Consider the following 17,988-nt stretch of genomic DNA (forward strand, 5'->3'; position numbering starts at 1 on the left):
TTTTTGCTATCTGGCGCAGGATGATTGCAAATTTTCAGGTCGTCACTATCATAAGCCGGTCATTGCTTGAGGCGAGTGCATGGAAACCCGTAAAAAAAATAACACTGAATTTATTCCCGTTTTTGAACGTTCTTTTCTCAAACCTAAGTACTGGGGCAGCTGGCTGGCAATTGGTGCGCTGGCGGGTCTGGCTTATTTACCGCCGAAAGTGCGCGATCCGCTGCTGGGCCGTTTAGGCCGTTTTGCCGGTAAGCTGGCAAAGGGTGCACGTCGCCGTGCACTGATTAACCTCTATTATTGTCTGCCGGAACTGAGTGAAGCGCAGCGGGCAACGCTGGTCGATGAGATGTTTGCGACCGCACCGCAGGCAATGGCAATGATGACCGAGCTGGTGCTGCGCGATCCGGCGAGTATCCGTGAGCGTGTTGAGTGGCACGGCCGTGACATTATCGATCAGATGATGGCTGACCAGCAGAATGTGATTTTCCTGGTGCCACACGGCTGGGCGGTGGATATCCCCGCGATGTTGCTGGCGTCAGAAGGGCAGAAGATGGCGGCGATGTTCCATAATCAGAGCGACCCGCTGATGGATTATGCCTGGAATACGGCACGTCGCCGTTATGGAGGCCGGTTGCATGCCCGCAATGACGGGATTAAGCCGTTTATCAGTTCGATTCGGCAGGGGTACTGGGGCTACTATCTGCCCGATCAGGATCATGGCCCGGAGCACAGCGAGTTCGTCGATTTCTTTGCCACGTACAAAGCAACATTGCCTGCAGTCGGTCGACTGATGAAGGTGTGTCGTGCCCGCGTGGTGCCACTGTTCCCGGTTTATAACAGCGACGCGCACAAGCTTGAGATTTATGTGCGTCCACCGATGGATGACCTGCTGGAAGCAGATGATCGTCAGCTGGCGCGCCGGATGAATGAAGAGGTGGAAGTGTTTGTCCGTCCGCATCCCGAGCAGTACACCTGGATCCTCAAGCTGCTGAAAACCCGCAAAGAGGGTGACATCGAACCTTATTCGCGCAAAGAGCTTTATCCGCGCAAATAGATAAAGGCCGCTCTCGCGGCCTTTTTTGATCATGAAGTTTGCGCTACGGAGCATGCTTTGCACTAGGCCTATGCTCCATCGCTTTGGCCAGGGTCGCCGTCTGAGAAAAACGACCGCGCAGCTTGTTATAACGCCTCGAGCCGGCTGCGGCGTTTACGCTCACGCATAAACAGAATAACCAGCCCAAACCACAGCACGCCGCTGATAAAGTTAATCAGACAGAACCACAGCGTGCCGCCACTGAAATAGCCACTTTTCGCCAGTTCAATTCCTACCGCCAGCGTCAGAATACTGATCATACCCAGCATCGCGGCTACGCTACCTTTACCTTCATTACTGGCGTAAAGCGTCAGGCGATACAGCCCGGCATTTACCATTCCGGCACCAAAAGCGTAGAGACTCAGGCCGGCGGTAATCAGCAGATAACTATGACTGTTGAGCAGGCTTGCGGCCAGCGCAAGACTCAGGCCAATCAGAATGGGCCAGGCGGCGAACTTCACCGGCTGTTCAATCGGCACCCGTCCCGCCAGCTTACTCAGCGTCAGGTTACCGGCGATCATCGCCAGAAACACCGGCAGCTGCAGCAGGGCGTACTGCATGCGTGACAGACCTTCATCATGCATCAGGATCACCGGCGAAAGGGCAACCCAGGTGAGGATTGGAATAAACACCAGCCCGATCGCAAAAGAGCCAGACACCACCAGACGGTCTTTCATTAACCGGCCATAGTTGCGCGCCAGATTGGGCAGGGCGATAGAATGACTGCGGTCGCCTGCAGTTTCGGGCATCACACGCCACAGCACCACAAAAGCGACCAGGCTGCAGGCGGCAAACAGCCAGAACATGCTGCGCCAGCTGCCAACAGTGAGCCAGGCGGCACCAGCCAGTGGGCCTGCCAGCGGAGCCAGTAACGCTACGTTAGCCATCAGCGCCATCATCCGCACCGCCAGCGCCTCATCAAAGGCTTCCTGGATCGCGGCATAGCCAACTGCACCGATAAAGCAGAGGCTGATGCCCTGAATGAAGCGCAGGCTGACAAATTCCTCAATCGAGCTGACCCAGTGCGTCAGCATGCAGGCGACAGCAAAAAACAGGATGCCAGACAGCATCACCGGTCGCCGGCCAAACTTATCAGAGAGCGGACCCAGCAGCCATTGCAGCACTACACCACCAATCAGGTAGGCGGTTAGCGAAGTAGAGACCCACTCAGGGCCAACAGAGAACTCACTGGTGACGATCAGCATACCAGGCTGGATCATGTCGTGAGCAATATAGGTAGCAAACTCGAATAGCACTAACGCCAGAGGAAAAAGTAAAATTCGGCCGGTAAGCTGGCTGATAGGCTGGAAACGGGGCATCTTGCCTCCTTGTCAGAAAAGAAAACGCGACTGCCTGGCAGTCGCGTCATTGATTCTACACCGACAATGTCAACCCAGACTCAATTAATCCACGCGAAGCACACGGGTGGTGTTGGTGGTGCCGGTGGCGCCCATCACATCACCCTGCGTCACGATGACCAGATCGCCGGAGACCAGGAAGCCTTTATCACGCAGCAGGTTAACCGCGTCGTGTGCAGCAGCGACGCCGTCGTTGTTGCTGTCGAAGAACACCGGCGTGACACCGCGATAGAGTGCGGTAAGGTTCAGGGTGCGTTCATGGCGCGACATCGCAAAAATCGGCAGGCCTGAAGTGATACGCGAGGTCATCAGCGGCGTACGGCCAGACTCGGTCATGGTGATGATGGCGGTCACGCCCTGCAGATGGTTCGCAGCATACATAGAAGACATAGCGATCGCTTCTTCGACGTTGTCGAACTGCACATCCAGACGGTGTTTGGAGACGTTAACGCTTGGAATCTTCTCTGCACCCAGGCAGACCTTCGCCATCGCTGAAACGGTTTCAGCCGGATACTGACCTGCGGCGGTTTCCGCAGACAGCATCACGGCATCGGTACCATCCAGCACGGCGTTTGCCACGTCCATAACTTCTGCACGGGTCGGCATCGGGTTAGTGATCATCGACTCCATCATCTGGGTCGCGGTAATGATAGTGCGGTTAAGCTGGCGGGCACGGCGAATTAACGCTTTCTGAATGCCGACCAGTTCCGGATCGCCAATCTCAACGCCCAGGTCGCCACGCGCAACCATCACCACGTCAGAGGCCAGAATGATGTCATCCATCGCTTCCTGGCTGGCAACCGCTTCGGCACGTTCCACTTTAGCCACCAGTTTGGCGTCGCAACCGGCTTCACGCGCCAGGCGACGTGCCAGGTTCATATCTTCACCACAGCGGGGGAAGGAGACAGCCAGATAATCGACACGGATTTTAGCGGCGGTGATGATATCCGCTTTATCTTTTTCGGTAAGCGCTTCAGCCGACAGGCCGCCGCCCAGCTTGTTAATGCCTTTGTTGTTCGACAGTGGGCCACCGACAGTAACTTCGGTGAACACTTTCATCTCCTGAACTTCCAGCACTTTCAGCTGCACGCGACCATCATCCAGCAGCAGAATATCGCCTGGCACCACATCTGCAGGCAGGCCTTTGTAGTCGATTCCGACACGCTCTTTATCGCCTTCGCCTTTACCCAGATTGGCATCCAGCAGGAAACGGTCGCCGATATTCAGGAAAACTTTGCCTTCTTTGAAGGTTGAAACGCGAATTTTTGGGCCCTGAAGGTCACCGAGGATAGCCACATGGCGACCCAGTTTTGCCGCGATTTCGCGCACTTTATCAGCACGCAGCTGGTGGTCTTCTGGCGTGCCGTGAGAGAAGTTGAGTCGTACAACGTTCGCGCCGGCAGCGATGATTTTTTCCAGGTTATTATCACGATCGGTAGCCGGGCCGAGGGTTGTAACGATTTTGGTTCTTCTGAGACGTCTTGACATCGAGGACTCCGTAAACATTTAAGCGTGTCATGGACAGTGGACACAGCAAGGTTATCTATTCTATATGATCGATGGGTTGTGATACGACTCACATTGTAAATGTGATGTTAATTTTTTTGCTGATCATCCTTTTCCCGAAGGGTGTTCTTTTCGTAACGCGACGCTTTCAACGCCTCTTTCACGCGTTTCAGGTTTTCCCGGAAGGGCGCACCCCGTTCCAGAGTAAAACCAGTCGCCAGCACATCAATCACGGTCAACTGCGCCAGGCGCGACACCATCGGCAAATAGACATCAGTATCTTCCGGTACATCAAGCACTAAAGCTATCGCTGCTTCATGAGCAAGGGGTGAATCGGGAGAGGTGATGGCAATAACGGTGGAACCGTTTACACGGGCCAGGCGAGCCAGTTCTACCATATTTTTTGTGCGTCCAGTATGCGAAATAAGAACAAATACGTCACCGGCTCGACTATTTATGCAACTCATGCGCTGGATCACAATATCGTCCGACCAGATGACCGGCAGATTAAAACGCAGAAATTTGGTGAAAGCGTCATGCGCCACTACAGCGGACGCACCGAGCCCGAAAAAGGCGAGTTTATCGGCCTGCGCGAGCAGGGTTACCGCCTGTTGCAGATGCGCGCTGTTCAGCTGATCGCGCACCCGCTGCAGTCCTGCAAGCGCTGAGTCGAAGATTTTGTGGCTGTAGTTCTCTGCTGTGTCGTGGTCTTCAACGCCCCGGCTGACCCAGTTGCTGCCCTTCACCAGGCTCTGCGCCAAATGCAGTTTAAAGTCGGGAAAGCCCCGTGCACCCAGTCGGTGGCAAAAGCGGTTCACGGTGGGTTCACTGACGCCGGCAATGCCGGCGAGTGTTGCGATGCTGGAGTGCATCGCCGCCTGCGGTTCAGCCAGAATCTGCCGGGCGACTTTCATTTCCGCTTTGCTCAGCGCTGCATACTGCGCCTCAATTTTTTCCAGCATATTCATAAGCTGATGACCATAATCACTTTTATCATTTCAATTATCACTGTCGCAGGAGCCGATTAACAGAGACTATATCGCGCCAGCACCTGGCAAGCGCAACGGCTGACAAGTTGATTGCTCTTTTTTTTGGGATACTTTGACCGGTGCCAGATTTTCCTGACACCAACAGAAACAGAAAAAAACGGCAATCCGCACGTGTCATCACACGTGTTTAGCACATCCGGTACAGAGTTAATGCGGTTGACCCGGCGAGTCGGTTTACCTGGCGCAGGGAAAAAAGTACATTGTGCTGAAAGAAAATAATAACCTGGACCCGGTGGCAGAAGATGCATCACCACCGGATTATCCTGCAACGAGGAGAGGAAAATGGCGGTAACACAAATAGCCCAGGCATGCGATCTGGTGATTTTCGGTGCCAAAGGCGATCTTGCACGCCGTAAACTGTTGCCTTCACTGTACCAGTTAGAGAAAGCGGGTCAGATCCATGAAGAAACCCGCATTATTGGTGTCGGCCGTGCTGAGTGGGATAAAGCGGAATACACCAAAGTGGTACGTGAAGCGCTGGAAACCTTCATGAAGGAGAAGATTGACGAAGCGCTGTGGGATAAACTCAGCAACCGTCTCGACTTCTGCAACCTCGATGTTAATGACACCACGCACTTCCCGAAACTGGGCAAGATGCTGGATCAGAAAAACCGCACCACCATCAACTATTTTGCGATGCCACCCAGCACCTTTGGCGCGATCTGTCAGGGCCTGGGCACGGCGAAGCTGAATGCCAAACCGGCGCGCGTGGTAATGGAGAAGCCGCTGGGCACCTCACTGGAAACCTCTCAGGAGATCAACGACAGCGTTGGCGAATACTTTGAAGAGAGCCAGGTGTTCCGTATTGACCACTATCTCGGCAAAGAGACCGTGCTTAACCTGCTGGCGTTGCGCTTTGCTAACTCCATCTTCGTCAACAACTGGGATAACCGCACCATCGACCATGTGCAGATCACCGTGGCCGAAGAAGTGGGCATTGAAGGCCGCTGGGGTTACTTCGATAAAGCGGGCCAGATGCGCGACATGATCCAGAACCATTTGTTGCAGATTCTGACCATGATTGCGATGTCGCCGCCGTCCGATCTCAGCGCCGACAGCATCCGTGACGAAAAAGTGAAAGTGCTGCGCTCGCTGCGCCGCATCGATCAGACCAACGTACGTGAGAAAACCGTGCGCGGTCAGTACACCGCTGGCTTTGTGCAGGGCAAAAAAGTGCCGGGCTACCTGGAAGAAGAGGGCGCCAATAAAACGAGCGCAACAGAGACGTTCGTGGCGATTCGTGTCGATATCGATAACTGGCGCTGGGCAGGCGTGCCGTTCTACCTGCGTACCGGTAAGCGCTTACCGACCAAGTGCTCTGAAGTTGTGGTTTACTTCAAAAACCCTGAGATGAACCTGTTTAAGGATTCCTACTCAGAACTGCCACAGAACAAGCTGACGATTCGTCTGCAGCCGGACGAAGGTGTGGATATCGAGATCCTGAATAAAGTGCCAGGCCTCGATCACAAGCACAAACTGCAGACCACCAAGCTCGATCTGAGTTACTCCGAGACATTTAACCAGTCGCACCTCGCTGATGCTTATGAGCGTCTTCTGCTGGAGAGCATGCGCGGTATCCAGGCGCTGTTTGTGCGCCGTGATGAAGTGGAAGCCGCATGGACCTATGTCGATTCTATTATCGAAGCATGGGCTGCGGATGGCGATTCCTCCAAACCGTATCAGGCGGGCACCTGGGGTCCGGTGGCTTCGGTCGCGATGATCACCCGCGATGGCCGGTCGTGGAACGAATTTGAATAACTAAAGTGATGATAAAGCCCGCAACGCGGGCTTTTTTTTCGCCGTTAAACCGGGCCAGAGCATGCAGATAAAATTGAACTGCTGTTTCAAAATGGTCGCAGGGTGATAGACGCTCAGGAAGCGGATCATGTATGGTAGTGACGCAATTTACAGGGCAGGAGCCGATGCTCCATGACCGGGTCATAATCCCGGTGTTATCAAGCAAGGGGAACTGATGAAAAACTGGAAAACGAGTGCTGAACAGATTCTGACCACCGGACCTGTGGTGCCGGTCATCGTGGTGAACAAACTCGAACACGCGGTGCCGATGGCGAAAGCACTGGTGGCGGGCGGTGTCAGAGTGCTGGAAGTGACGCTGCGCACACCGGTGGCGATGGATGCCTTACGGGCGATGATCAAAGAAGTGCCGGATGCGATCGTTGGTGCGGGAACCGTAATTAACCCGCAGCAGTTACAGGAAGTGACCGATGCCGGTGCGCAGTTTGTTATCAGCCCCGGCGTCACCGAATCGCTGTTGAAAGCGGCGGTTGACGGGCCGGTTCCGTTGATTCCGGGTATCAGCACCGTTTCTGAGTTAATGACGGGTATGGACTACGGTCTGCGCGAGTTTAAGTTCTTCCCGGCAGAAGCGAATGGTGGCGTTAAAGCGCTGCAGGCGATTGGCGGACCTTTCCCGCAGGTGCGTTTCTGTCCGACCGGCGGTATCTCCCCGGCCAACTATCGTGACTATCTGGCGCTGAAAAGCGTGCTCTGCATCGGGGGTTCATGGCTTGTGCCTAACGATGCGCTGGAAGCGGGCAACTGGGATCGCATTACCCGCCTGGCACGCGAAGCTGTGGAAGGCGCGAAGTAAGTAATGGCGGTGAGCATTTGCTCACCGCATAACGTCAACCCTGAACCGTGACCGCGGCTGCGCTGGCAACCGCACGCGCAATCGCCTGTTCGGTGCTATCACCGCTGGCGAGCGCCACACCAAGACGACGCTGACCGCTGATCTCCGGCTTGCCGAACAGTCGCAGTTGCAGCCCTGCACCCAGTGCTGCTTCGACATTCACAAACTGTACGTTCTGGCTGGTCAGTTGCGGCAGGATAACGGCGGAAGCAGATGGACCATACTGACGAATCCCGCCAACAGGCAGACCCAGAAACGCCCGCACGTGCAGCGCAAACTCAGACAGATCCTGCGAGATCAGCGTCACCATGCCGGTGTCGTGTGGGCGCGGTGATACTTCACTGAACACCACCTCATCTCCGCAGACAAACAGCTCAACGCCAAACAGACCATAGCCGCCAAGCGCCTTAACGACCTCTGCGGCAACATCCTGTGCCCGCTGCAGCGCCAGCTCACTCATCTGCTGCGGCTGCCATGATTCACGGTAATCGCCATCTTCCTGACGATGACCAATCGGTGCGCAGAAGTGAATGCCATCGACGGCGCTGATAGTGAGCAGGGTGATCTCAAAATCGAAGTTGACGACTCCTTCCACAATGACGCGACCGGCTCCGGCGCGACCGCCCTGTTGTGCGTAGTCCCAGGCTTTATCAAGCTGGCTGGCGTCGCGGATAAAGCTCTGGCCTTTACCCGATGAACTCATCACCGGCTTCACAATGCAGGGAAAGCCAATCTCTGCAGCGGCTTCGTCGAAGCGCGCCTTGCTGTCGGCAAAGCGATAACAGGAAGTTGGCAGTGACAACTCTTCAGCCGCCAGGCGACGAATGCCTTCGCGGTTCATCGTCAGGCGTGCGGCACGGGCAGTCGGAACCACGCGCTGGCCTTGCTGCTCCAGTTCAACCAGGGTATCCGTGGCGATGGCTTCAATTTCCGGTACCACAAAATCCGGCTGCTCTTCCGCTATCAGCGCAGCCAGGGCTGCGCCATCCAGCATGTTAATCACATGGCTGCGATGGGCGACATGCATCGCCGGGGCATCGGCGTAACGATCAACCGCGATCACTTCCACCCCCAGACGCTGACACTCCAGCGCCACCTCTTTACCCAGTTCACCTGAACCCAATAGCATTACACGCGTCGCCGCCGGACGCAGTGCTGTTCCGAGAGTTGTCATACATTCCCCTAAGCAGTCAAAATTCGCGCGCAAGTATAAACGAAAACGTTTGCGTTCTCATCTTCCATCCATGTGACACCGCTTTTTGCCGTACTTTTCCCGCTCTGACGTTTCCTGACATCCTTTTGGTCAGGATAACGGCTGACATCCTGAAAGGAGTGAATGATGAATAACTGGTTGCAACAGATTCAGTCGGTGCTGACAAAGAAGAGCGGTGAGAGCAAACCGGGCGGCGGCTTAAGTGACATGCTGGCACCCGGCGCGCTGGGCGGTCTGGCTGCGATGCTGATCTCCAGTAAGTCGTCGCGCAAACTGCTGACCAAATATGGCGGCAAAGCCCTGATTGTGGGAGGGGGTGCGGCAGCAGGCGCGGTACTGTGGAACAAATACAAGCAGCGGGTTAGCGAAGCGCATCAGAATGAGCCTGACTTTGGTGTGGCACAGACGCCCGTGGACCTGCGCGCTGAGCGTCTGGTCACTGCGCTGGTGTTTGCTGCTAAAAGTGACGGGCATATCGACGATCAGGAGCGAGCCGCGATTGAGCAGAACATTCATCAATCCGGTTATGGTCAGGATGCAGAGCAACTGATTCAGAAAGCGATGAATCGCCCCCTGGATCCGCAGTGGCTGTCGGCTGATGTGAAAAATGAAGAGGAGGCGCTGGAGCTTTATTTCCTGAGTTGTGCCGCTATCGACGTCGACCACTTTATGGAGCGCAGCTATCTCTCCGCCCTGGGCGACGCCCTGAAAATTCCTCAGGATGTTCGTGATGGCATTCAACAGGACCTCGAGGCCGAAAAAGCCCGTCTGCCTGCCAGTTAAACCTTCGATTCTCCGCCAGCGGGTCACTGAAGATGTTCCGCTGGCGGCAGCTTCTCACCCTATGTCTGGCTTCCCGCTGCTGAAGTGTTACGCTTACAGATCATTACGTTGATGGAGACGGATGGATGAAAGCACCCATCGCAAAAAAAATACCCCACGAGATGACGCTGCATGGCGAGACCCGCGTTGATAATTATTACTGGCTGCGCGACGACAAACGCGAAAACAGCGAGGTTCTTGATTACCTCCGAGCCGAAAATAATTACGGCAAAAAAATCATGTCGTCGCAGCAACCGCTGCAGGACCGGGTGTTAAAAGAGATTATTGATCGGCTGCCGCCGGAAGATCACTCCGTGCCTTATGTCAAAAACGGTTACCGCTATCAGAGCCGTTATCAGAGCGGTAACGAATACCCGGCCTATTACCGTCAGCCTGCAGCAAGCGATGAATCGGGCGAATGGAGCCTGCTGCTGGATGCCAATCAGCGCGCCTCGCACAGCGATTTCTACACCATGGGCGCGCTGCATATCAGCCCGGATAACCGGGTCATGGCGCTGGCGGAAGATTTCCTGTCGCGGCGGCAATATGGCATCCGGTTCCGTAACCTGGAGAGTGGCAGCTGGTATCCCGAAGTACTGAGCAACGCCTCATCCAGCTTCGCCTGGGGCAATGACTCACGCACCCTTTACTATGTGCGCAAGCACCCGCAGACGCTGCTCTCTTATCAGGTCTGGCGACACGAACTCGGTTCGCCGCAGTCCGATGATAAGCTGGTCTATGAAGAACGCGATGACACCTATCATCTCAGCGTGCACAAGAGCACCTCCAAGCAGTTCATCATGATTGCGCTCTACAGCACTAACACCAGCGAAATCCAGTTAATCGATGCGAACTTCCCTGATGCGCAGCCGCATGTGTTTTTGCCCCGCCGTCGCGATCACGAATACAGCATCGATCATTACGATCATCAGTTTTTCATTCGATCAAACCGTGACGGGAAAAACTTCGGGCTCTACCGCAGTCGCTATCTGGATGAGTCACGCTGGGAAACGCTGATTCCTGCGCGGGAACAGGTGGTGATGGAAGATTTTCAGCTGTTCCGCGACTGGCTGGTAGTGGAAGAGCGTCAGCGCGGCTTAACCAGTCTGCGTCAGATCAACTGGGCCAGCGGCGAGACCAGCGGCATCGCCTTTGACGATCCGACCTATGTGACGTGGCTTGCTTATAATCCCACGCCCCGCACCAGCAAACTGCGTTATGGCTACTCGTCCATGACCACGCCGACCACGCTGTTTGAACTGGATATGGATACGGGTGAACGTCGCATTCTGAAACAGAGCGCGGTGAAAGGCTTTAACGCGGAAGATTACAAAAGCGAGCACCACTGGATCAAAGTCAGCGATGGCACCGAAGTGCCGGTCTCGCTGGTTTATCACCGCAAGCATTATCAGCCCGGTCAGAACCCGATGCTGGTCTATGGCTACGGCGCTTATGGCAGCAGCATGGATGCCGATTTCAGCGTCAGCCGTCTGAGCCTGCTGGATCGCGGCTTTGTCTATGCCCTGATTCAGGTACGCGGTGGCGGTGAGCTGGGACAGCAATGGTATGACGGTGGTCGTCTGCTGAACAAAATGAACAGCTTTACTGATTTTATTGAGGTGACGGATGCGCTGGTGGCACGCGGCATCGGCCACCCGGAGCGGCTTTATGCCATGGGCGGTAGCGCAGGCGGGCTGTTGATGGGCGGGGTCATTAACCTGGCACCAGAACGGTTCCACGGCGTGGTGGCTCAGGTGCCATTTGTGGATGTGGTTACCACGATGCTGGATGAGTCGATCCCGCTGACCACCGGTGAGTATGACGAGTGGGGCAACCCCAATGATCCTGAATATTACCGTTATATCCGCCAGTACAGCCCCTATGACAATATCGAGGCGAAGGATTATCCCCATCTGCTGGTCACGACTGGTCTGCACGACTCACAGGTGCAGTACTGGGAACCGGCCAAGTGGGTGGCGAAGCTGAGGTTGATGAAAACCGACAATAATCTTCTGCTGCTCTGCACCGACATGGATGCCGGCCACGGCGGCAAGTCCGGACGCTACAAAGCCTACGAAGGGATCGCGATGGAGTACACTTTCCTGCTCGGACTGGCGCAGGGTACCTTGCCGCCAGCCCAGGATTACTGAGATTCAGAGAGGTATTTATTCAGCGCCTGCCGCAATGGCGGGCGCAAATCACTGACATTATTCAGTACCCACTTCAGGTAGCCGGGATCTTTTCTGGCAATTACGGCAATCGCCTGGCCGCGATATTTGCCGAACGGCAGAATGTCGTAGCGCTGGGCCGCCGGTTGCGAACGCACAATCATTTCGGAGGCACTCCAGCCGGAGGTCTCCATGATACGGATCAGCAGCGCCGCCGTGACATAGCAGTCATACAGTGCGCGGTGCGCATGAAGCTCAGCGGGTGGCGTGACATCCAGCTTCAGCGAATGACGTAACGCCTGGTTGCCATATTTAATGCCCGGCCAGAGCTGGCGCGCCAGCTGCATGGTGCAGATCCATTCGCCGTACATTTCAGGCAGCATCCGCCGATCAAAACTGGCGTTGTGCGCGACATAAAAAGCGCTGCCGTAATAGCGTGGAATCGCTTCTTCAATCGTGGGTTTACCGGCGACCATTGCTTCGGTGATGCGATGTACAGCCATCGCCTGACGGCTGATCGGGCGGTCCGGTAGGGTCAAATCGCTCATTGGATTCACAATTCTACCGTCGACCACATCCACGGACGCAACTTCAACTACGCCGCCCTGCAGGCCGCAGGTTTCGGTATCAATAACGCGGAACATCATTGCTTCATCTTCGGTTCATAAGGAAGGCGCGACAGGCTGAGTGATGCCTGACGGTATTGCATCAGACGCTGACGAAACCAGTCACGCAGCGCTTCAGGCTGCTCCTGCGCCACCATCTCGGCGACGACCGGCATGTTATAGCGCTCTTTAAATGCCACGCCTGCGGCCGCCAAATCGACATTTATCTTGTCTTTCTCTTCCTGGGACAGCAATGCAAGGTTACGGCTCATAATTATCTCCTGACGATAGCCGGCAAAAGTAATGTTTTCGTCGGTCTGAATCAAGGATAAAGGATCGCATCGCTGGCCTCGACAGTGTAAAACCAGCAGCGTATCCTTTTGCCACGTTTACGCCCTGGCGGCGGTTAAAAGGATGATCTTATGCAGAAAAAAACTATTTCCCGCATGATTATAGCAGTGACGGCCGCGGGCATGATGGCCTTCAGCTCGCTGGCGGGGGCGCATGCACACCTCCAGTCTTCTCTCCCGGCGGCCAAAGCGCAGGTTACGACATCCCCTGATGCGCTGACGCTGAACTTCAGTGAAGATATTGAAGCGGCGTTCAGTGGCGTGACGCTGCTGGACAGTGCACAGAAGCCCGTCGTGACCGCCAAAGCCCGCGTTGAGTCTGACCAGAAAAAACGCCTGATTGTTGGCCTGCCGCAGCCGCTAAAAGCGGGAAGCTATCAGGTTAACTGGCATGTGCTGTCGGTGGATGGACATAAAACCGCTGGAAGCTATCGCTTTAGTGTGAAGTAACCCGGTGACAACCCTCTGGATCCTGCTGCGCGCGCTGCATTTTACTGCCGTGATGTTGCTGACCGGCAGCGCCTGTTACAGTGCGCTGCTGGCGCCCAAACGCTACCGATCCCTGTTGGCGATTCAGTTAAATCCGCTGGTGAAGGGGAGTGCCTGGCTGGCGCTGCTCAGTGCGGTGGCGATGCTGGCCTGCCAGAATGTGTTAATGAGCGGCACCAGCACTAACCTGACCGACATCGATATCTGGCTGGCAGTGTTGGGCACGCACTTTGGTGAAGTGTGGCAGTGGGAAATCATTTTCGGCGTGCTGGCTGTTGGCGCGCTATTACTGACCGGAAGCCTGCGTCAGCAGGTGTTACTGCTGGCTGGCGTTCTGCAACTGGCCTGCATGGCGCTGATAGGCCATGCTGCGATGCGCGATAGCTGGCCCGGCGATCTTCAGCAGATTAACCATGCACTGCATCTGATTGCGGCGACGTTCTGGGCAGGTGGATTACTGCCACTGTTGCTGTTGATGCGCGAGGCACGGCAGATTGATCGCCGCACCGATGCGATTCGCACTATGATGCGTTTCTCACGCTATGGTCATCTGGCGGTGGCGTTAACGCTGCTCAGCGGGGTGATAAACAGCGTAATGATCGCGGGCTGGCCGCTGATGTGGCACGATTCACGCTACGTTATATTGCTACTGTGCAAAGTGCTGCTGGTTGCTCTGATGGTTCTGGTGGCGCTGATTAATCGATACTGGCTGGTGCCGCGATTCCGCCTGGCGGGCAGCGGGGCGCAGCAAAAATTTATTCGCATGACGCAGCTTGAACTACTGCTGGCATGCGGCGTGGTTGGGCTGGTCAGCGTATTTGCCACGCTGTCGCCAGCCTGAATGTAGTTTAAGAGAGAAAAGGGTAGTTATGTTGCTGAAGAAAGTGATTCCCGCAATCCTGTTGTTATCCGTATGCGGCCAGGCGCTGGCGGCGCAAATCATTACCGTCAGCCGCTTTGAGATCGGTAAAGATAAGTGGCCCTTTAATCGTGAAGAGGTGATGCTGACCTGCGAGAAAGATGGTGCGATGTTTGCCATCAATCCGAGTACGCTGATGACATACCCGCTGAACGACATCGCTGACACACTGTTTAAAAACAAGCAGGTGAAAGCCCAGCCGATCAGCGTGATTCAGGCCGAAGACAAAGCCCATCCGGGCCAGATGATGAGCCTGCAGCCGATTATCGAACGCACTCAGGCGCTGTGCGGAAAATAGGCCTTTCGGGTGCAGCCTCGCGCTGCGCCCACTCTCCGAAATTTTGCCGTTGCGATCACAATCTGATCCAGTTTATGGCCCTGATTCCCGCGTTTGCTGGCATTTCCACCGCGCTGTTCTAATCTTAAATGGCAAGGCGACACCGCCTTCATAAATGCCAACTTTTAGCGCACGGCTCCTTGAGAGCCATTTCCCTGGACCGAATATAGGAATCGTATTCGGTCTTTTTTTGGTCGGCATTTAAAAACAACAACTTAGATTAAAATCAAAGAGTTAAACGCCACCCTGTTGCCTTCTGTTCTACTCTGCTGGACTCTGTGCCGCCACTTTGTCGCCATTTTTCTTCGCCATCAACGCCAGCGGATTACAACGAATTGCATCCTCAAGATGGTCTGGCGCGAAGTGCGCATAACGCATCGTCACCCTGATGTCGGAATGCCCGAGAATACGCTGCAGCACGATGATATTTCCTCCGGCCATCATAAAGTGGCTGGCAAAGCTATGGCGCAGTACATGGCTCATCTGGCCTTCGGGTAATTCAATACCGGCCTGGCGAATGACCCGATAAAACTGGCGATAGCACTCTGAAAAAAAACGGCCCTCTTTGTCTTTTAATTCTTTATACAGGGCATTGTCGATGGGTACCGAGCGGTTCTTTTTGCCTTTGGTATTGATGAAGGTGATTTTGTTTGGAGACAATTGTGAGGCTTTAAGATTCGCGGCTTCACTCCACCGGCACCCGGTTGAAAGGCAGATTTTGATAATCAGCGTCAGATCAGGGTTATCGTGAACTTTGCAGGCGGCAAAAAGCTTTTGTATCTGGGTTTCAGTCAACCATGCCATTTCTTTCTCTGGCTGATCAAACTCCCGTATATTTTTAAGTGGGTTGGGGTAGCTGATTTCGCCAAGCCGTTCCAGCTCATTGAAAAGAGCGCGAAGGAATGCATGTTCACAGTTAATGGTACCCGGTGAGACCTTTAACGATTTATCACTGGTTTTGTATCCGTTCTGTATGAGGCCCTGTAAACGCCGATCCCGATAATGTGCCCAATCCTTCGAAGTGATAGAGGCAGCAACGGGGTTTCCCATGCCATTGCAAATAATATTGAGTTTGCCGAGTCGGCCTTTTCTGTCACTTAGCGAGCAACCGTGCAGTTTGTACCATAGCTCGATAAGTTCGCTAAGCTTGCGGTTATCCTCTTTATCAGCCAGCCAGGGTTTAGCCTTCATTTCGTCCTGAGTGTATTGCTCAAAGGCAATGGCTTCGGCACGGGTCCTGAACTGTCGTCTCACTCGTTTACCATCCCTTCCATTGAGATAGCACTCGCAGAGCCACTTACCTGTATTTAATTTCCTTATTGCCATGCAGTCCCCCTTGATAAAAGGGGATTAAATTACTGTATATAAAAACAGTATTCAATGTTTGATTATGGATTTTCAAACATGAAAAAGCCCGCTTAGCGGGCTAAATTAATGCAGCAGGGAAGGTTGCTGTTGGCTGGTGTAGAGTGGCACCTTATTGATTTGCCCTGGCGAGACAATCATTCCAGTAACGGTCTCGTGTGTTTTGAATGTGCAGCTGCAATTAATATTCTGGCACTGGTGATAACGTTCTTTTGTTTCTTTTGAGACATAGCGGCTGCTTTTTGCATGGGCTGCTGTTTGGCATAAAGGGCAGTGCATCATGATTAATATCCTCGAAAAGGGGCAGGGGAGAGCCACTTAGTTTGAATATGCAAATCACGATTTGCAAATTACACCCTGATTAAGCAGTTTCCGTTTCACCCTCTGTTTCTGACTGATATTCAATATCTGAAAGCAGAACCTCAAATTCAAGCGCGGTTGTATATCCGCTGCCGCTCAGGCTATGTGTGACCTTGCTGATAATCCACGGCTGAGCATCAATCACCGACTTAAAGCCGCTCACTCTAACCGGCGTCTCCGGGTACAGGTCGGCGCGTCCCATCGCGAGCGTAATCGAGAACTCAGCGACGCCGCGCTGTAGCTTATCCCACTTTGCTTTAGCCGCCCGCATTGCTGCCGCCTTAGTCGCATACACGGTCGTCAGCGTAAATATGTTGTCTTCCGTGCCTGCCAGGTAATCACCCTCCCTGGCCTCCGGCGTTTTAGTCGCGGTCGCCTTTTTCTTTTTAGCCGCCGGGTGCTCCAGCGCGCGCAGGTGCTTTTCTTTCGGCTTGCGCTTTACCTTAACTTTCTTAGGCTTAGGGTCTTTGGTATGCAGCCATCTCGCCGATACGCCGGTATATGCGCCACGGTCAGCAATGCTGAAGCTGTGCCGGTCGCCATCCTGTCGCGTGATCGTCATCTGCGGGATTGGCTTGCCGCTGGCGGTGACGCCGTTACCGGGCTTTATAAACAGAAGCCGCCCGGCCTTCACTGCCGCAACCGCGCCGTAAAGCGTGGCGAGGCGCGTCAGGAATTTAGCGTCAGTCTCCTGCGTCTGGTCGATGTGAGCCACGGCAAGTCCGGCGAATCCATCAGCCAGCATGGGCTTTAAGTTATTGCGCGCGGCTATCTGCGTGACAACTTCCCCCAGTGTTGTGTCGTGATAGGACACCTCCCGGCGGGAATTGAGCGAGCCACGAAAATCAGCACTGCGGGCGCGAATGGTCATGGTGTCCGGCGCGCCGTGGTGCTCTACCTCATCAACCGTGAAATCACCTTTGCCGAAAAGCGTCTGGCCTTTCCAGCCGAGAAAAATCGTTAACACTGCGCCTCGTACCGGCATCGCCAGCTGCCCGTCGGCGTCGTCCAGCTCAATATCCAGCTGGTCAGCCTCAAAGCCGCGATTATCGGTCAGTGTCATCGAGATAAGGCGATCCCGGATATTGGTTGTGACGTCCTTAGAGTTAACCTTCAGCATGAAATCCGGCGTCAGCTGCGCCCCGGCCTGTACCGGCAGGCTGCTTATTCCGATCATCCCAGCAGCCCCCCTGCAGATGAAATCAGGCTACCGGCCGCCGACTTCACGCTGTCCATTGCCGACGTGAGCTGCCCTGGCAGATTGCCGGAACCACTGATAAGCCCGTCAGCCTGCTTTTTCAGATCGCCAAACATGGACGTCAGGGATTCATCAACGCGCTTAAGGCTTAGCGTGAACATGATTTTGCTGGCCGTTCCGTTGGGGTAAAATTCGCTGAAGGTGTTAGAAATATTTTCGATCACGTACATACCGTAAATCATGCCGCTGCCGCCAATCAGCGGCCACGCCATCCCCTCGTCGGCCATCAGACGGACGGTCATCAGCGACACCGAACCGCCCGTAATTTCCGGGCGCAGCTCCCCGGAAAGTGTGATTTTTTCATCACCCGGCCCGATAAACTGCGCCGATGGACGCTGCCCGAACCGGCTGTTAGTGGGCCAGCGGTAGTCGATATTCTGCTGCATATTCCCGTAAGGCAGGGTCTGCCGCATGAACGGCATCATGCCGTAAATCATCATCATCGG

At 54.6% G+C, this 17,988-nt stretch carries 18 protein-coding genes; 8 read left to right on the forward strand and 10 right to left on the reverse strand.

Annotated elements, in window-relative coordinates:
* The first annotated feature begins 79 nt into the window (after positions 1–79).
* A complete protein-coding gene (lpxM, locus tag KTJ90_RS08025; protein WP_499026196.1) occupies positions 80–1,054 on the forward strand; it encodes a lauroyl-Kdo(2)-lipid IV(A) myristoyltransferase in 975 nt (324 codons plus the stop codon).
* Between the two features lie 125 nt (positions 1,055–1,179).
* On the opposite strand, the gene KTJ90_RS08030 is transcribed toward lpxM, so the two are convergent.
* The 3 genes from KTJ90_RS08030 to KTJ90_RS08040 form a co-directional block, all read right to left on the reverse strand.
* A complete protein-coding gene (locus KTJ90_RS08030) occupies positions 1,180–2,412 on the reverse strand; it encodes an MFS transporter (RefSeq protein ID WP_003849218.1) in 1,233 nt (410 codons plus the stop codon).
* Between the two features lie 84 nt (positions 2,413–2,496).
* Positions 2,497–3,939 (reverse strand): pyruvate kinase, encoded by a 1,443-nt coding sequence (pyk, locus tag KTJ90_RS08035; protein ID WP_003849220.1) that lies wholly within the window; start codon positions 3,937–3,939, stop codon positions 2,497–2,499.
* 107 nt (positions 3,940–4,046) lie between these two features.
* On the reverse strand, positions 4,047–4,925 hold the full coding sequence (locus tag KTJ90_RS08040) for a MurR/RpiR family transcriptional regulator (protein ID WP_499026199.1): 879 nt from the start codon (positions 4,923–4,925) through the stop codon (positions 4,047–4,049).
* A 363-nt stretch (positions 4,926–5,288) separates the two neighbouring features.
* On the opposite strand from KTJ90_RS08040, the gene zwf reads away from it, so the two are divergent.
* The gene (gene zwf / locus KTJ90_RS08045) at positions 5,289–6,764 is read left to right on the forward strand and encodes a glucose-6-phosphate dehydrogenase (protein ID WP_003849222.1); all 1,476 of its coding nucleotides are present in this window, start codon (positions 5,289–5,291) and stop codon (positions 6,762–6,764) included.
* 214 nt (positions 6,765–6,978) lie between these two features.
* Positions 6,979–7,617, forward strand: coding sequence for a bifunctional 4-hydroxy-2-oxoglutarate aldolase/2-dehydro-3-deoxy-phosphogluconate aldolase (locus tag KTJ90_RS08050; protein ID WP_499026201.1), 639 nt, complete (start codon positions 6,979–6,981; stop codon positions 7,615–7,617).
* Positions 7,618–7,651: 34 nt separating this feature from the next.
* Here the strand turns inward: KTJ90_RS08050 and purT are convergent, their stop codons facing one another.
* Positions 7,652–8,830 (reverse strand): formate-dependent phosphoribosylglycinamide formyltransferase, encoded by a 1,179-nt coding sequence (gene purT / locus KTJ90_RS08055; RefSeq protein ID WP_033761624.1) that lies wholly within the window; start codon positions 8,828–8,830, stop codon positions 7,652–7,654.
* A 165-nt stretch (positions 8,831–8,995) separates the two neighbouring features.
* Between purT and KTJ90_RS08060 the strand changes: the two genes are divergently transcribed.
* Positions 8,996–9,652 (forward strand): tellurite resistance TerB family protein, encoded by a 657-nt coding sequence (locus KTJ90_RS08060; RefSeq protein WP_039660047.1) that lies wholly within the window; start codon positions 8,996–8,998, stop codon positions 9,650–9,652.
* Positions 9,653–9,777: 125 nt separating this feature from the next.
* A complete protein-coding gene (locus KTJ90_RS08065) occupies positions 9,778–11,841 on the forward strand; it encodes a prolyl oligopeptidase family serine peptidase (protein WP_154926359.1) in 2,064 nt (687 codons plus the stop codon).
* Here KTJ90_RS08065 and exoX read toward each other — a convergent pair.
* Positions 11,835–12,506: an exodeoxyribonuclease X gene (gene exoX, locus KTJ90_RS08070; protein ID WP_499026203.1), complete on the reverse strand. Its 672-nt coding sequence runs from the start codon at positions 12,504–12,506 to the stop codon at positions 11,835–11,837. The two genes, KTJ90_RS08065 and exoX, sit on opposite strands and share 7 nt — an antisense overlap.
* A complete protein-coding gene (locus tag KTJ90_RS08075) occupies positions 12,503–12,736 on the reverse strand; it encodes a DNA polymerase III subunit theta (protein ID WP_008925353.1) in 234 nt (77 codons plus the stop codon). Before KTJ90_RS08075 ends, exoX begins: the two co-directional genes overlap by 4 nt.
* 150 nt (positions 12,737–12,886) lie before the next feature.
* Between KTJ90_RS08075 and copC the strand changes: the two genes are divergently transcribed.
* The 3 genes from copC to KTJ90_RS08090 are packed head-to-tail and all read left to right on the forward strand — an operon-like array spanning position 12,887 to position 14,520.
* The gene (copC, locus tag KTJ90_RS08080; RefSeq protein ID WP_003849236.1) at positions 12,887–13,264 is read left to right on the forward strand and encodes a copper homeostasis periplasmic binding protein CopC; all 378 of its coding nucleotides are present in this window, start codon (positions 12,887–12,889) and stop codon (positions 13,262–13,264) included.
* 4 nt (positions 13,265–13,268) lie between these two features.
* The gene (gene copD, locus KTJ90_RS08085) at positions 13,269–14,144 is read left to right on the forward strand and encodes a copper homeostasis membrane protein CopD (RefSeq protein ID WP_078804481.1); all 876 of its coding nucleotides are present in this window, start codon (positions 13,269–13,271) and stop codon (positions 14,142–14,144) included.
* A gap of 28 nt (positions 14,145–14,172) precedes the next feature.
* Positions 14,173–14,520, forward strand: a complete 348-nt coding sequence (locus KTJ90_RS08090) for a YebY family protein (protein ID WP_003849240.1) — start codon at positions 14,173–14,175, stop codon at positions 14,518–14,520.
* Between the two features lie 300 nt (positions 14,521–14,820).
* Here KTJ90_RS08090 and KTJ90_RS08095 read toward each other — a convergent pair whose 3' ends face one another.
* The 4 genes from KTJ90_RS08095 to KTJ90_RS08110 all read right to left on the reverse strand — a co-directional run bounded on the left by KTJ90_RS08095 (position 14,821) and on the right by KTJ90_RS08110 (position 17,985).
* The gene (locus KTJ90_RS08095; RefSeq protein ID WP_499026206.1) at positions 14,821–15,885 is read right to left on the reverse strand and encodes a site-specific integrase; all 1,065 of its coding nucleotides are present in this window, start codon (positions 15,883–15,885) and stop codon (positions 14,821–14,823) included.
* A 105-nt stretch (positions 15,886–15,990) separates the two neighbouring features.
* Positions 15,991–16,206, reverse strand: a complete 216-nt coding sequence (locus KTJ90_RS08100; RefSeq protein ID WP_069026604.1) for an ogr/Delta-like zinc finger family protein — start codon at positions 16,204–16,206, stop codon at positions 15,991–15,993.
* Positions 16,207–16,285: 79 nt separating this feature from the next.
* Entirely contained in the window at positions 16,286–17,461 is a 1,176-nt protein-coding gene (locus tag KTJ90_RS08105; RefSeq protein ID WP_499026209.1) for a phage late control D family protein, read from the reverse strand.
* The gene (locus tag KTJ90_RS08110; protein WP_499026211.1) at positions 17,458–17,985 is read right to left on the reverse strand and encodes a phage tail protein; all 528 of its coding nucleotides are present in this window, start codon (positions 17,983–17,985) and stop codon (positions 17,458–17,460) included. The genes KTJ90_RS08105 and KTJ90_RS08110 overlap by 4 nt, the downstream gene beginning before the upstream one ends.
* Positions 17,986–17,988: the final 3 nt, after the last annotated feature.

The organism is Pantoea jilinensis (assembly GCF_019104105.1).
GTDB classification, from domain to species: Bacteria; Pseudomonadota; Gammaproteobacteria; order Enterobacterales; family Enterobacteriaceae; genus Pantoea; species Pantoea eucalypti.